Annotated in this window: 12 protein-coding genes and 2 pseudogenes; 6 read left to right on the plus strand and 8 right to left on the minus strand. The window is 61.1% G+C overall.

The genetic code is table 11. The features are described from left to right. The 3 genes from HLUSI_RS0109595 to HLUSI_RS0109605 form a co-directional block, all read right to left on the minus strand. Nucleotides 1–661: thiolase family protein (locus HLUSI_RS0109595; protein ID WP_016833764.1), on the minus strand; the 661-nt coding region annotated here is incomplete at its 3' end. Between the two features lie 37 nt (nucleotides 662–698). Next, nucleotides 699–1,883, minus strand: a complete 1,185-nt coding sequence (locus HLUSI_RS0109600; protein WP_016833765.1) for an isovaleryl-CoA dehydrogenase — start codon at nucleotides 1,881–1,883, stop codon at nucleotides 699–701. A 119-nt stretch (nucleotides 1,884–2,002) separates the two neighbouring features. After that, nucleotides 2,003–2,443, minus strand: a complete 441-nt coding sequence (locus HLUSI_RS0109605) for a MerR family transcriptional regulator (RefSeq protein ID WP_016833766.1) — start codon at nucleotides 2,441–2,443, stop codon at nucleotides 2,003–2,005. A 167-nt stretch (nucleotides 2,444–2,610) separates the two neighbouring features. Here HLUSI_RS0109605 and HLUSI_RS27900 point away from each other — a divergent pair. Continuing rightward, nucleotides 2,611–3,676: pseudogene (locus HLUSI_RS27900) on the plus strand (MBL fold metallo-hydrolase). 73 nt (nucleotides 3,677–3,749) lie between these two features. Here HLUSI_RS27900 and def read toward each other — a convergent pair. After that, nucleotides 3,750–4,245, minus strand: a pseudogene (def, locus tag HLUSI_RS27905) (peptide deformylase). Between the two features lie 135 nt (nucleotides 4,246–4,380). Here def and HLUSI_RS0109620 point away from each other — a divergent pair. The 4 genes from HLUSI_RS0109620 (at nucleotide 4,381) to HLUSI_RS0109635 (ending at nucleotide 10,041) form a co-directional block, all read left to right on the plus strand. Further along, complete coding sequence (locus tag HLUSI_RS0109620) at nucleotides 4,381–5,253, plus strand: hypothetical protein (RefSeq protein ID WP_157137804.1); 873 nt, start codon at nucleotides 4,381–4,383, stop codon at nucleotides 5,251–5,253. Next, a complete protein-coding gene (gene dprA / locus HLUSI_RS0109625; protein WP_016833771.1) occupies nucleotides 5,250–6,365 on the plus strand; it encodes a DNA-processing protein DprA in 1,116 nt (371 codons plus the stop codon). The genes HLUSI_RS0109620 and dprA overlap by 4 nt, the downstream gene beginning before the upstream one ends. A 171-nt stretch (nucleotides 6,366–6,536) precedes the next feature. Next, nucleotides 6,537–7,013, plus strand: a complete 477-nt coding sequence (locus tag HLUSI_RS0109630) for a Smg family protein (RefSeq protein WP_016833773.1) — start codon at nucleotides 6,537–6,539, stop codon at nucleotides 7,011–7,013. Between the two features lie 376 nt (nucleotides 7,014–7,389). Beyond that, entirely contained in the window at nucleotides 7,390–10,041 is a 2,652-nt protein-coding gene (locus HLUSI_RS0109635; RefSeq protein WP_016833774.1) for a DNA topoisomerase III, read from the plus strand. Nucleotides 10,042–10,127: 86 nt separating this feature from the next. Here HLUSI_RS0109635 and HLUSI_RS0109640 read toward each other — a convergent pair whose 3' ends face one another. Next, the gene (locus HLUSI_RS0109640; RefSeq protein ID WP_029363332.1) at nucleotides 10,128–10,904 is read right to left on the minus strand and encodes an exodeoxyribonuclease III; all 777 of its coding nucleotides are present in this window, start codon (nucleotides 10,902–10,904) and stop codon (nucleotides 10,128–10,130) included. A 135-nt stretch (nucleotides 10,905–11,039) separates the two neighbouring features. Between HLUSI_RS0109640 and pyrE the strand changes: the two genes are divergently transcribed. Next, nucleotides 11,040–11,705: an orotate phosphoribosyltransferase gene (gene pyrE / locus HLUSI_RS0109645; RefSeq protein ID WP_029363333.1), complete on the plus strand. Its 666-nt coding sequence runs from the start codon at nucleotides 11,040–11,042 to the stop codon at nucleotides 11,703–11,705. A gap of 63 nt (nucleotides 11,706–11,768) precedes the next feature. Here the strand turns inward: pyrE and HLUSI_RS27910 are convergent, their stop codons facing one another. The 3 genes from HLUSI_RS27910 to HLUSI_RS0109660 form a co-directional block, all read right to left on the minus strand. Beyond that, the gene (locus HLUSI_RS27910; RefSeq protein ID WP_016833777.1) at nucleotides 11,769–11,984 is read right to left on the minus strand and encodes a hypothetical protein; all 216 of its coding nucleotides are present in this window, start codon (nucleotides 11,982–11,984) and stop codon (nucleotides 11,769–11,771) included. An 84-nt stretch (nucleotides 11,985–12,068) separates the two neighbouring features. Further along, nucleotides 12,069–12,575, minus strand: a complete 507-nt coding sequence (locus HLUSI_RS0109655; protein WP_040503331.1) for a hypothetical protein — start codon at nucleotides 12,573–12,575, stop codon at nucleotides 12,069–12,071. Between the two features lie 176 nt (nucleotides 12,576–12,751). Next, entirely contained in the window at nucleotides 12,752–13,648 is an 897-nt protein-coding gene (locus HLUSI_RS0109660; protein ID WP_016833779.1) for a TauD/TfdA dioxygenase family protein, read from the minus strand. Between the last annotated feature and the right edge of the window lie 156 nt (nucleotides 13,649–13,804).

A 13,804-nucleotide genomic window follows, 5' to 3' on the forward strand; every position in this document is an offset into this window, starting at 1 on the left:
TGGCCGGCCCGCGCGTGGCCACGGTGACGGGCGCGATTTCCCATTTGAACGAGCCGTCGGCGGTGGCTTGCTGCGCGCGCTTGACCGAGGCGATCGCGAACGCATCCTGGTCTTCGCGCGTGAAGTGATATTTCGCCGCGCAGTCTTCGCCGAAAGTGCCCATCGCACGGCCTTTGTCATAAGCGTCTTCGAGGCCGTCGAGCATCATGTGATCGTAGATCATGCCGTGGCCGATGCGATAACCGCCGCGTGCTTTCGGGATCAGGTAGGGAGCGTTGGTCATCGATTCCATGCCGCCGGCGACGACCACGTCATTGGTGCCGGTGAGGATGGAGTCGAAGCCGAACATGGTGGCCTGCATGGCCGAGCCGCACATCTTCGACAAGGTCACGGCCCCGGCCGAGACGGGGATGCCGGCCTTGATCGCCGCCTGGCGCGCAGGCGCCTGGCCTTGGCCCGCCATCAGGCAGTTGCCGAACAACACATCCTGCACCTGGTCCGGTGCGACGCCGGCGCGTTCCAGCGCGGCCTTGATGGCGGCGGCGCCGAGATCGCCGGCGGTCAGCGCCGACAACTCGCCCTGGAAGGCCCCCATGGGAGTGCGCGCGGCGCCGACGATAACGATGGGATCTTCAATGCGGTCTTCAATACGGTCTTGCATGTTCTTCTCCTGCTGGAATGGATGAGTCAAAAAAAGCTTACATGGTCTCGGCAAACAGTTCGCGGCCGATCAGCATGCGGCGGATTTCACTGGTGCCGGCGCCGATTTCGTAGAGTTTGGCGTCGCGCCACAGGCGGCCGACCGGGTATTCGTTGATGTAGCCGTTGCCGCCCAGCGCCTGAATCGCTTCGCCGGCCATCCAGGTGGCTTTTTCTGCTGAGTAGAGAATGGCGCCGGCGGCGTCCTTGCGCAGCGCGCGCACCGCGTCCGGCGTCTTGGCGCGATCGCAGGCCTGGCCGACGGCATAGACGTAGGCCTTGCAGGCCATCATGGTCGAATACATGTCGGCGATCTTGCCCTGCATCAGTTGGAACTCGCCAATCGACTGGCCGAACTGCTTGCGGTCATGCACGTAGGGCACGACGACGTCCATGCAGGCTTGCATGATGCCGAGCGGTCCGCCGGACAGCACCGTGCGTTCGAAGTCGAGACCGGACATCAGCACGTTGACGCCGCGACCGATGCCGCCCAGCACGTTTTCGGCCGGCACTTCGCAGTCCTGGAACACCAGTTCGCCGGTGTGTGAGCCGCGCATGCCGAGCTTGTCGAGTTTTTGCGCGACCGAGAATCCCTTGAAACCCTTTTCCACCAGGAAGGCGGTCATGCCGCGCGCGCCGGCTTCCAGGTCGGTCTTGGCGTACACCACCAGCACGTCGGCGTCGGGGCCGTTGGTGATCCACATCTTGCTGCCGTTCAATACGTAGCGGTCGCCTTTCTTGTCGGCGCGCAGCTTCATGCTGACGACGTCGGAGCCGGCGTTGGGTTCCGACATGGCGAGCGCGCCGATGAAGTCGCCGGAGATCAGCTTCGGCAAATACTTGTTCTTTTGCTCGGTGCTGCCGTTGCGCTTGATCTGGTTGACGCACAGGTTGGAGTGCGCGCCGTAGGACAGGCCGACCGAGGCCGAGGCGCGCGAGATTTCTTCCAGTGCGACGATGTGCGCGAGATAACCCATGGCGGCGCCGCCGTATTCTTCGTCGGCGGTGATGCCGAGCACGCCGAGGTCGCCCATCTTCTTCCACAAGTCCATCGGGAACTGGTCGCTGCGATCGATTTCCGCTGCGCGCGGGGCGATTTCAGCCTGGGCGAATGCGGCTACGCTCTCGCGCAATGCGGCAATGTCTTCACCGTGATCGAAGGTCAAACCTGGCAGATGGATCATGTTGTGTCTCCTCGTTTGGATAATGTCGTTATGGTCTGGATGCGGTACGTGGCGCTTTACGTTAACGTCAATTCAATTGCGAATTATGCCTAAATAATGGGCAATGCGTATTCATGGGGTCAGGCGGATTTTCGTGCGGCGGCGGTGCGGGCGCTGCGTTTTGCCGGCGCTTTGAGCGGCAGGTCGGTTTCCAGCAAGTGCAGGCATTCGGCTTCATGCGCTGCGATTTCTTCCAGCGTCACCTCGAGGTCTTCGCGCTGGCGTTCCAGCTTTTCGCGATGTTGCGCGAGCACGCCGAGGAAGCGCTGCAGTTGCGCTTCGGTATCCTTGGGCGACTCGTACATGTCAACCAGGTTCTTGATCTCCGAGAGGGTCAGGCCGAGACGCTTGCCGCGCAGCGTGAGCTTGAGGCGGGTGCGTTCGCGCGCGGCATAGACCCGGTTGCGACCGCCGCTGCCTTCGCGCTTCGGGCTCAGGAGGCCCTGGTCTTCATAAAACCGGATCGCGCGCGGCGTGATGGCGAATTCCTCAGCCAGTTCGGTGATGGTGTAGGTGGGCATGGCGGTGTCGGATACGGTTGGTCTGGCACTTTACGTTAACGTAAAGTATATTGTGCCTTGCCGTCCAGCGGAAAATGCAGCATGCGCCGGGCGAGCGTTCTTTCCTTGTCGCTGGAGCAATATCCGGCGTCATTCTTGTCATCGTTGCGGCCCGGCTCATTTCACTGATGAATGCACTTGAATCCCAGCTTGAATACGCCTTCGGCGACACCTTGCCCGCCGTGGGCGCCACCTTCGAAGTCGCGCCCGGCATATTGTGGCTGCGCATGGGCTTGCCGTTCGCGCTGGACCACATCAACCTGTGGCTGCTGGAAGACGAGATCGAAACGCCGACCGGACGCGTGCGCGGCTGGACTGCGGTCGATTGCGGCATCGCCACCGACGCCACGAAGGAAAGCTGGGAAAGCATTTTCGCCACGCAATTGCGCGGCTTGCCGATCATCCGCGTGCTGGCCACGCATTGCCATCCCGACCACGTCGGCCTGGCGGACTGGCTGTGCCGGCGCTGGAATGCCCCGCTGTGGATGAGCACCGGCGAATACGGTTTTGCGCGGCTGATGTCGGCCGGCTTGCCGGGTGCGGACGGCACGTCGGCGGCGCCGCATTTCCGCCGCCACGGCTTGGTCGATGAAGAGTTGATCGCCAAGCTGTCCGGTCGCAATAACTATTACCAGAACCTGGTGCCGAGCGTGCCGCTGGCATACACCCGTATGCAGGACCAGCACACGGTGCGCATCGGCGCGCGCGACCGGCGTGATCACCGGCTTCGGCCATTCGCCGGAACATGTTTCGCTGTACGCCGACGAGGCGCGCCTGCTGATTTCCGGCGACATGGTGTTGCCGCGCATCTCGACCAACGTGTCGGTATTCGCCATCGAGCCGGAAGCCAATCCGGTGCAGCAATATCTCGATTCATTGAAAAAATATACCGGCCTCGCCGACGACACGCTGGTGCTGCCGTCGCACGGCAAGCCGTTCCGCGGCTTGCATACGCGCATCACGCAACTCAACGATCATCACCGCGCGCGCCTGGCGGAAGTGCTGGAGGCATGCGCCACGCCAAAGACGGCGGTCGAGATCTTGCCGGTGATGTTCAAGCGCCCGCTGGATACGCATCAGCTCAGTTTCGCGCTGGGCGAGGCGGTGGCGCATTTGCACAAACTGTGGTTCGACGGCGTGCTGCAAAGACGGCTCGGCGAGGACGGGATTTTCCGCTTCAGCGTCGCCTCCTGATGCAATCAAAAACGGCCCGCAATCTGCGGGCCGTTTTGATGATGCGCTGACGCTCGGGTGAAGACCCGAATCCTTATCCGCGCTTCAGTTCGCGCTCTTCCTTGAGCATCTTGGTCTTGATGCGATTGCGCTTGAGCGGCGACAGATATTCCACGAAGACCTTGCCCTTGAGGTGATCCATCTCATGCTGGATGCAGACTGCCAGCAGGCCGTCTGCTTCCACCTCGAACTCCTTGCCGTCCGCGTCGAAGGCGCGGACGTTCGACGCCGTCGTAAATTCCCGGCACCGACAGGCAGCCTTCGTCGTAGACCTGCTTCTCGTCGCTGGCCCAGGTAATTTCCGGATTGATGAACACGCGCAGTTCGTTGTTGGTGTCGGACACGTCGATCACGAGCACCTGCTCATGCACGTCGATCTGGGTTGCCGCCAGGCCAACGCCGGGCGCGTCGTACATCGTTTCAGCCATATCGGCGACGAGTTTCTTCAGCCGCTCGTCGAATACGGTGACGGGCTTGGCGACCTTGTGCAGGCGGGGGTCCGGGTAACGGAGGATATTCAATAAGGCCATACTTTTCTGCTCACTGCGCTATCTGCGCTCTACAGCGATAGCTGAGGGTTGTTCTTGCCAGTTCAAGGAATTGTCGGCAGAATCAGTGTTTGTTGTCTTTGTGTCAACATTGTCGTGTAGACCGATTCCTCTGATTTGCCGCGATTCGTCGCTTTTTGGGCGCGATTTTTGAAAAATTTTATCATAGCCGCCGTACTCCTCCTCTCGCCGGGCCTGTCCGGGGCGGTCGCGGTCACGCTTTCGGAGGACGATGAAACAGTCGTGTGGCTGGCGCCCGCGGTGCGCCCAAGCGTGTTGCCGCAGATCGCGCAGGGTGTGCGACACCCTGTTCCCGTGGCGCCGCTGCTGATCGACACCGTGCAACTGGCGCAAGCCCCGCGCATCGTTGCTACGCCCGACCGGCGCGCACTGATGGGCAAGGGCGACCGCATCGTCGTGGAAGGCGATCTTCACGGAGTCGCCGAATTCCGCATCGTGCGGCCGTCGCTGAAACTGCGCGATCCGCTGAGCGGCGAGCATCTTGGCGATGAAGTCATCCCGCTCGGCAAAACCGTGCTGCGACGTGAAGGCGCAGGCGGCGCGCACAGTTTCATCATCACATCATCGACACAGGAAATTACGCCGGGCGACTTGCTGATCCGGGATGCCGCACCAGTTGCAAATTCCATCGCCATCCGATCCGGCGCGACGGTGGATGCACGGATTATCTCCATAGCCGGCGGCGTTGTGCATGCGGCGCAGAATCAGGTAGTGGGCATCAACAAAGGCGGACGCGACAACGTCGCCGCAGGCATGTCGCTGGCGTTGTACGCAACACCGGAGCCGCATCGTGCGGCCGCAAAAAATGCGCAGCAGCAGGCATCAGGGCCGCCGGAACATGAGAGCGGCCGCTTGCTGATCTTTCGCGTCTACGACCGCGTTTCGTACGGGCTCATCACCGGCTCCGTCGAAGCGCTGCAGGTAGGGGACAAGGCGCTCGCGCCATCAACGGAATACACACCACATTGACCATTGCCAATTTCAATGACGCAGCCGAGCTGCGTGACTGGATCCGCTTCATGCAAACCGATGGCGTCGGCGTCGACATGGCGCGCAGATTGCTGTCCACCTTCGGCCTGCCGGGAGACATTTTCAGCGCCGGCTTCGACGAGCTGCGTGCGGTCGCGCCGGAACGCATCGCACGGGCGTTGCTGCAAGCGCCGACCGCGATGATGCAGAACCGGCTTGAACTGACGCTGGACTGGGCCGCTCAACCGGGCAATCGCATTCTCACGCTGGCCGATGCCGATTATCCGCAAGCCTTGCTGAATATTGCAGACCCGCCGATCCTGCTCTATATAAAAGGCCGCAGCGAACTGTTGTCGGCGACGTCGCTCGCCGTGGTCGGCAGCCGCAACGCCACGGTGCAGGGCGTACAGAACGCCGAGCGATTTTCCGAAGCGGCCAGCCATGCCGCGTTGACGGTGGTGTCGGGGCTGGCGCTGGGCATCGACGCGGCCGCGCATCACGGCGGCCTGCGCGGCAGAGGTTCCAGCGTCGCGGTGATCGGCACCGGCATCGACATCGTCTATCCGATGCGCAATCGCGGGTTGGCGCAACGCCTGGCGGACGAGGGTTGCATCGTCAGTGAATATCCGCTCGGCATGCCGCCGGTGGCGGCCAATTTCCCGCGTCGCAATCGCATCATTTCCGGACTGGCGCGTGCGGTGCTGGTCGTCGAAGCGGCAGCGCAATCGGGTTCGCTGATCACGGCGCGCACGGCGGCCGAGCAGGGTCGCGACGTGTTTGCGATTCCCGGTTCGATTCATTCGCCGTTGTCCAAAGGATGTCATCAACTGATCAAGCAGGGCGCCAAACTGGTCGAGTCGGAGCAGGACATCCTCGAAGAACTCGGCAAGCTGCCGCTGCTCGCGCGGCAGTCACCGGCGCCCGCCATTACATCTGCAGACAAGCACGCCGACGACTTGCTCGGCGCCATGGGTTTTGATCCGGTCGATGCGGATGCGCTCAGCATGCGCAGCGGCCTCGACGCCGCTGCGTTGAGCGAACGATTGCTCACGCTGGAGCTCGACGGGGCGGTGGAATGCCTGCCGGGAGGACGCTACCGGCGCGTGAATTGAAGCGGATAAATCGCGCTGACATCGGCGCCAAAAACCGACGTCAAATAATGACTCGCACAATCAGATAACGGACAGACAACAACTCACAAGATATTCTGCGCAAATCCCAAAATCCTGCCATACTGGATTCGTAGACTTGTGTTGTGTCAACCTTCGCGATAGAGTAGAGCCATGTTTGACGTCCTTGTTTATCTGTACGAAACCTATTATCGCCCTGATGCCTGCCCTGAACCGGCGGCCTTGGTCAAGAAATTGACCGCCATTGGTTTTGAGGACGAGGAAATTACCAGGGCGCTCGGTTGGCTCACCGATCTGGAAGAAGCCAATCACGAGTTCGCTGATCAATATCCGCAGCAAACCGCCTTCTCCTTCGGTATCCGCATTTACGCCCAGCAAGAGATGGATGTGCTCGGCACCGAAGCTGTCGGCTTCATCCAGTTCCTCGAATCCGCCAAGATGCTCAACGCCGTGCAGCGCGAAATCGTTATCGAACGCGCTCTCGCGATCGGCGATGCGCCGGTGTCGCTGGAGAAGCTCAAGGTCATCGTGCTGATGGTCTTGTGGAGTCAGGGCAAGGAACCGGACGGTCTGATGTTCGACGAGCTGTTCTTGGACGAAGACGATGCCGAGCCGCGGCTGTTGCATTGAGTCTTCCCGCCTTGCATTGAATGCAACAAAAACACAGCGTCCATTGGGCGCTGTTTTTCATGGTGCGGGCGCTTCATGCGCCGGTTGCAAAGCACATTGGCGGATGTACAGCGCCGCCTCGGGTCGCGCTTGTTTTTTGCGGATTCGCCTGCAGATTGTCCAAAACCTGCAGGTCCCCGGGGAACCATAGCCTCACTGCGGCGCTTGCCGATTGTTCTGCAACGCGCTTATCATTCCCCCGCACTGCTCAAATATTAGCTACTATATAAAAAGCATATTGCCAATATGCAATAGAAATTGCGCTTCAGCGCCACATTTTGGCGCGGCCGGGCAGCAGCCTACGACCCCTTTTGCATCCTCTTTTGAGACCACATTTATGAGCAAGACCCTCATCATTGCCGAGAAGCCCTCTGTCGCGAACGACATCGCGAAGACGCTCGGCGGCTTTACCAAGCACGATGAGTATTTCGAATCCGACGAATACGTACTGTCCTCCGCCGTCGGTCACCTGCTGGAAATCGCGGTGCCCGAGGAATACGACGTCAAGCGCGGCAAGTGGACCTTTACCCATTTACCGATGATTCCGCCGCACTTTGCGCTCAACCCGATCGCCAAGACCGAGTCGCGCCTCAAGGCGCTGAACAAGCTGATCAAGCGCAAGGACGTCACCGGCCTGATCAACGCCTGCGATGCCGGGCGTGAGGGCGAACTGATTTTCCGCCTGATCGCGCAATACACCAAAGCCAAGCAGCCGGTACAGCGCCTGTGGCTGCAGTCGATGACGCCGGGTGCGATCCGCGACGGCTTCGCCAACCTGCGCAAGGATGAAGAGATGCTGCCGCTGGCCGATGCCGCCCGTTGCCGCAGCGAAGCGGACTGGCTGATCGGCATCAACGGCACGCGCGCCATGACCGCGTTCAATTCGAAAGAAGGCGGTTTTTATCTGACCACCGTCGGTCGCGTGCAAACGCCGACCTTGTCGATCGTGGTCGAGCGTGAAGAGAAGATCAAGAAGTTCGTCTCCCGCGATTTCTGGGAAGTACGCGCCGACTTCGTCTGCGCCGCCGGCATCTACGAAGGCCGCTGGCTCGACAAGCAGCACAAGAAAGACGAGAACGATCCGGAGAAGCGCCCCGAACGCCTGTGGAGCAAGGCTGCCGCCGAATCGATCGTGGCCGCCTGCCGCGGCAAGATCGGCAACGTCACCGAAGAATCCAAGCCGACCACGCAAATGGCGCCCGGGCTGTTCGACCTGACCAGTCTGCAACGGGAAGCCAACTCGCGCTTCGGTTTCTCTGCCAAGAACACACTCGGCCTGGCCCAGGCTCTGTACGAAAAGCACAAGGTGCTGACCTATCCGCGTACCGATTCGCGCCATCTGCCGGAAGATTACGTGCAGACCGTCAAGGACACGCTGGACACCCTGTCCGAGAGCAACAATTATCATCAGTTCTCGAAGCAGATACTCAAGCAGGGCTGGGTCAAGCCGAACAAGCGCATCTTCGACAACACCAAGATCAGCGATCACTTTGCGATCATTCCGACCACGCAAGCACCGAAGAATCTGTCCGAACCGGAACAGAAGCTGTACGACCTGGTGACGCGCCGCTTCATGGCGGTGTTCTTCCCGGCCGCGGAATTCCAGGTCACGACGCGCTTCACCGAAGTCTCCGGTCATCAGTTCAAGACTGAGGGCAAGGTCATGACCAACCCCGGCTGGCTGGCGATCTACGGCAAGGACGTGGTCGACGAGAAAGACGAAAACAGCGGCACGCTGGTCGCCGTCGCCAAGGACGAAAAGGTCAAGACCGACAAGATCACCGCCAACGGCCTGGTCACCAAGCCGCCGGCACGCTACACCGAAGCGACGTTGCTGTCGGCTATGGAAGGCGCCGGCAAGCTGATCGACTCCGACGAGCTGCGCGAAGCGATGGCCGGCAAGGGGCTCGGCACGCCAGCCACGCGTGCGGCCATCATCGAAGGCTTGATCAACGAAAAATACCTGCTGCGCGAAGGCCGCGAAATGATGCCGACCGCCAAGGCGTTCCAGCTCATGACGCTGTTGCACGGCCTCGGCGTGGACGAACTGACCGAACCTGAACTGACCGGCGAGTGGGAACAGAAGCTGGCGCAGATGGAGCGCGGCAAGATCAGCCGTGAAGAGTTCATGCGCGAGATTGCGCAGATGACGCAAATCATCGTCAAGCGCGCCAAGGAATACGACAACGACACCATTCCCGGCGACTACGCGACGTTGAAGACGCCGTGCCCGAATTGCGGCAGCGTGGTGAAGGAAAACTATCGTCGCTTCGCCTGCACCAAGTGCGAATTCTCGATGAGCAAGACGCCCGCCGGGCGCCAGTTTGAAATCCCTGAAGTGGAAGAATTGCTGGCCAATCGCACCATCGGCCCCCTGCAAGGTTTCCGCTCCAAGATGGGCCGTCCGTTTGCAGCGATCCTGAAGATCTCGCGCGACGAAGAAATCAAGAACTTCAAGCTGGAATTCGACTTCGGCCAGAATGACGACGAAGGCGGCGAACCGGTCGACTTCAGCGAGCAGACGCCGCTCGGCCCTTGCCCGAAATGCGGCAGCGGCGTCTACGAAATGGGCCTGGCCTACGTCTGCGAAAAGCAGGTCGCGAAACCGAAGGCCTGCGATTTCCGCAGCGGCCGCATCATCCTGCAGCAGGAGATTCTGCCGGAGCAGATGGCCAAGCTGCTCAACGAAGGCAAGACCGACTTGCTGCCGGGCTTCATCTCGCAACGCACGCGCCGTCCATTCAAGGCCTTCCTGTCGCGCGGCAAGGACGGCAAGATCAGCTTCGAGTTCGAGGAGCGCAAAGCCAAGGCGCCGGCCAAGGGCAAGGCGGCTGCGGCAGAAGCAGAGGGCGACGACGCTGCCACTGCAACCGCGACCAAGGCGAAGGCCAAGCCGGCAGCAGCTGCGAAGAAGCCGGCCGCCAAGAAACCTGCGGCTAAAAAGCCGGCCGTGAAAAAGGCCGCGCCCAAGAAGACCGCCGCCGCTTGATCAAACATCGGCGCACAAAAAAGCCCTCGGCAACGAGGGCTTTTTTACGACCGTTGTGAACGCAAACGTTCATGCCGGAGCCGGGTTCACTGCTTGTAATCGATCGTCAGCGGAGAATGGTCCGAGAAGCGCGCGGTCTTGTAGATCGCCGCGGTCTTGGCCTTCTTGGCGATGCCGGCGGTGGCGATGTGATAGTCGATGCGCCAACCCACGTTGTTGGCCCAGGCCTGGCCGCGATTGCTCCACCAGGTGTAGGCGTCGCCGGTGGTTTCCGGATGGATGGTGCGGTAGACGTCGACCAGGCCTAGTTCGTCGAACACGCGCGTCAGCCAGGCGCGCTCTTCCGGCAGGAAGCCCGAGTTCTTCTGGTTGCTCTTCCAGTTCTTGAGATCGATTTCCTTGTGCGCGATGTTCCAGTCACCGCAGATCACGATCTCGCGGCCGCTGTTCTTGAGTTCCTGCAAATGCGGCAGGAACACCTCCATGAAACGGAACTTGGCTTGCTGGCGCTCTTCGCTCGACGAGCCGGAGGGGCAGTACAGCGAGATCACGGTGAGGTCGCCGAAGTCGCATTCCACGTAGCGGCCTTCATCGTCGAACTCTTGCACGCCGAAGCCGATGCGCACCGCATTCGGGGTGCGCTTGCTGTAGACGCCCACGCCCGAGTAGCCTTTTTTCACGGCATAGTGGAAATGGCCGACGTAGCCTTCCGGTGCGAGGAACTCCGGCGACATGTCGGCTTCCTGCGCCTTCAGTTCCTGCACGCAGATGAAGTCGGCGGATTCCTTGGCCATCCATTCGAAGAAACCCTTTTTGGCGGCGGAGCGGATGCCGTTGAGATTGGCGGAGACGATTTTTGGCATGGAGAAACTCACGTAAAAGTCAGGCGCGTAGCATACCTGATTCATTTAAAATGTGGGTTTTGCAGGCCGCTGCATGCATTGGAAACGCTTCTTCCCCGCAGAGCCGGTTTGCATATCATTTTCCAGGAATGTATTTTGAGCAACTTACGACAAGAATTCATTGAGTTTGCCGTGTCCGCAGGCGTATTGCGCTTTGGCGAGTTCGTCACCAAGGCCGGCCGCACTTCGCCTTACTTCTTTAATGCCGGGCTGTTCAACGAAGGCGCGGCGCTGGCCAAAGTGGCGCAGTTCTACGCCCAGACCCTGCAGGAGTCCGGCCTGCAATACGACATGCTGTTCGGCCCCGCCTACAAAGGCATCACGCTGGCTTCGGCCACCGCCGTCGCGCTGGCGGGCCAGGGCCGCAACGTGCCGTTCGCCTACAACCGCAAGGAAGCCAAGGACCACGGCGAAGGCGGCACCATCGTCGGCGCCAAGCTGCAGGGCCGGGTGGTGATCATTGACGACGTGATTTCGGCCGGCACCTCGGTGCGCGAATCGGTGGACATGATCCGCGCTGCCGGCGCCACCCCTTGCGCGGTCCTGATCGCGCTCGACCGCATGGAACGTTCGGGCAAGGACGACGCCCTGTCGGCACTGTCGGCGGTGCAAGAAGTGGGCAAGGCCTACGACATGCCGGTGATCTCGATCGGCAACCTCAACGATCTGCTGCAATACCTGGGGCAGGCCGGCGCCGATGCACAGCTGTCGCAGTACAAGGATGCCGTGGCGGCTTACCGCACGCGTTACGGCGTGCAATAAAAGCAATTCACGCCATCTGCGGGAAATAAAAAATGCCCCGGGTTGAAGGCTTTGGCGGCAGCGTCAGACGGTGCTCCTGACTACTGCCGTCGTACCGACGCCCAGGCGTTGCAGGCGATCATCCAGCTCGCCGATCTGCGCCGCCACCGCGTTTTCTGTCAGCTGGCCGCGTTGCTGGATATCTTGCTGCACCGATTCGATCTTGTTGGTCAGCGCGCTCAGATGGGCGTTCTGGCGTTGTTGCAGCTGCTGCAATTCGCTTTGCAGGTAACCGCGCAATTCGATGAAGCGCGATTTTTCGGCCTGGTCGGCCAGCTCGCGCTGCGTATCAAGCTGCTTGTATTGAAGGCTTTGGCGGCAGCGTCAGACGGTGCTCCTGACTACTGCCGTCGTACCGACGCCCAGGCGTTGCAGGCGATCATCCAGCTCGCCGATCTGCGCCGCCACCGCGTTTTCTGTCAGCTGGCCGCGTTGCTGGATATCTTGCTGCACCGATTCGATCTTGTTGGTCAGCGCGCTCAGATGGGCGTTCTGGCGTTGTTGCAGCTGCTGCAATTCGCTTTGCAGGTAACCGCGCAATTCGATGAAGCGCGATTTTTCGGCCTGGTCGGCCAGCTCGCGCTGCGTATCAAGCTGCTTGGTCAGCCGGCGCGCTTCGAACAGCGCGCTGGTTTGCAGCGCCATCACGTACAGCAGGAACGCTGCAGTGAGGACCACCACCACGCCCAGCATCACCAGGCCCAGCGGCGCCTGGAAGTCGGTAAACACCAGCGTCAGCGGCGTTGGCGCGAGGAAGGCTTGCCAGTTGACGGCGGCGAAGATGGCGACCAGCGCCAGCATCACGATCATAAAAGTTGTGCGGAATTTCATGAGCATTCTCCTGTTGTTGTTCGAATAAGAGGCGCCTGGGCGGATCGGGCGCATCGTCCAGGGTTTGGACCTGCGACGCGCGACGCCGTTCCTTATCGATTCGAAACAATGCCGGACGGGCAATAAAAAACCCTCTTGCGAGGGCTTTTTGTCGCACCTTGCCGAACGCACAAGCCTCAGACCGGCACGTCGCCTTCGACCGTGGTGCGGTACAGCGTACGGCGCAGGTGCTGCGGCGTGATGGCGGCGTAATGCTGGGTGCTGCGGTTGTCCCAGAACACCATGTCGTGCGGTTGCCATTGATGGCGGTAGACGTTCTCGGGCCGCGTGATGTGCGCATGCAGCGTCTTGAGCAGCTCATCGCTTTCATCGCGCGGGATGCCGACGATGTGCGAGGTGAAGCCCTCGCTGACGAACAGGATCTTGCGGCCGCTTTCAGGATGCGTAGTGATGACCGGGTGCTCCACCGGCGGCACTTCGTCGATCTGCTTTTGCGTCAGCTCCTGGCGCCACGGCGACAGCTTGCGCAGGCGTTCGTAGCGATAGACGTAGGAGTGCACCGCGCGCTTGCCTTCCAGCAGCTTCTTGATCTCGGCCGGCAGCGTGTCGTAGGCGTTGGCGGTGTTGGCGAACAGCGTGTCGCCCTGTTCCGCCGGCAGCTCTTGCGAATGCAGCAGCGCCCCCAGGCTGGGTTTGGGCATGTACGAGAGATCCGAATGCCAGTCGGCGCCGGCGTCGACCAGGCCGATCGGTTTGCCGTCTTCGAGCACGTTGGAGACGATCAGGATTTCCGGATAATTTTCCAGGTGGAAGCGGTTGAGCACATGCACCTGCAGCGGGCCGAAGCGGCGGCTGAAGGCGACGTGCTGGTCGGGCGTGATGCGCTGGTCGCGGAACACCACCACGTTGTGTTCGACCAGCGCTGCGCGGATCTCGGCCAGTTCGCGGTCGGACACCGGCAGGTTGAGGTCGAGGCCGGTGATCTCGGCGCCCAGCGGGCCGCCGAAGGCGCGGATGGTGAAGTCTTGTGCCGCTGCGGCGGAAGGGGTTTGCAATGCGCTTGCGCTGGACATGATGAATCTGGCTCCGTTGCCGGACGGCGGCGGTCAGCTTGCAACCGGCGACTCCGTCCGCGTATGGGTAAAGCAAGGATTACACCCCTCGCCAGCCGGGCCAGCAAGTAATAAGTTTTCATAACCATATGCGTTTTCTGCGCATCCGGCGGCGCC

The sequence above is a fragment of the Herbaspirillum lusitanum P6-12 genome, from assembly GCF_000256565.1.
Classification (GTDB): domain Bacteria; phylum Pseudomonadota; class Gammaproteobacteria; order Burkholderiales; family Burkholderiaceae_D; genus Herbaspirillum; species Herbaspirillum lusitanum.

Excerpts from the sequence above, each read along its gene's own strand:
- HLUSI_RS0109635 (WP_016833774.1), top strand. The coding sequence starts at position 7,390 with ATGAGCAAGACCCTCATCATTGCCGAGAAGCCCTCTGTCGCGAACGAC.
- HLUSI_RS0109630 (WP_016833773.1), top strand. The coding sequence starts at position 6,537 with ATGTTTGACGTCCTTGTTTATCTGTACGAAACCTATTATCGCCCTGAT.
- HLUSI_RS0109660 (WP_016833779.1), bottom strand. The coding sequence starts at position 13,648 with ATGTCCAGCGCAAGCGCATTGCAAACCCCTTCCGCCGCAGCGGCACAA.
- HLUSI_RS0109655 (WP_040503331.1), bottom strand. The coding sequence starts at position 12,575 with ATGAAATTCCGCACAACTTTTATGATCGTGATGCTGGCGCTGGTCGCC.
- HLUSI_RS0109600 (WP_016833765.1), bottom strand. The coding sequence starts at position 1,883 with ATGATCCATCTGCCAGGTTTGACCTTCGATCACGGTGAAGACATTGCC.
- HLUSI_RS0109640 (WP_029363332.1), bottom strand. The coding sequence starts at position 10,904 with ATGCCAAAAATCGTCTCCGCCAATCTCAACGGCATCCGCTCCGCCGCC.
- HLUSI_RS0109605 (WP_016833766.1), bottom strand. The coding sequence starts at position 2,443 with ATGCCCACCTACACCATCACCGAACTGGCTGAGGAATTCGCCATCACG.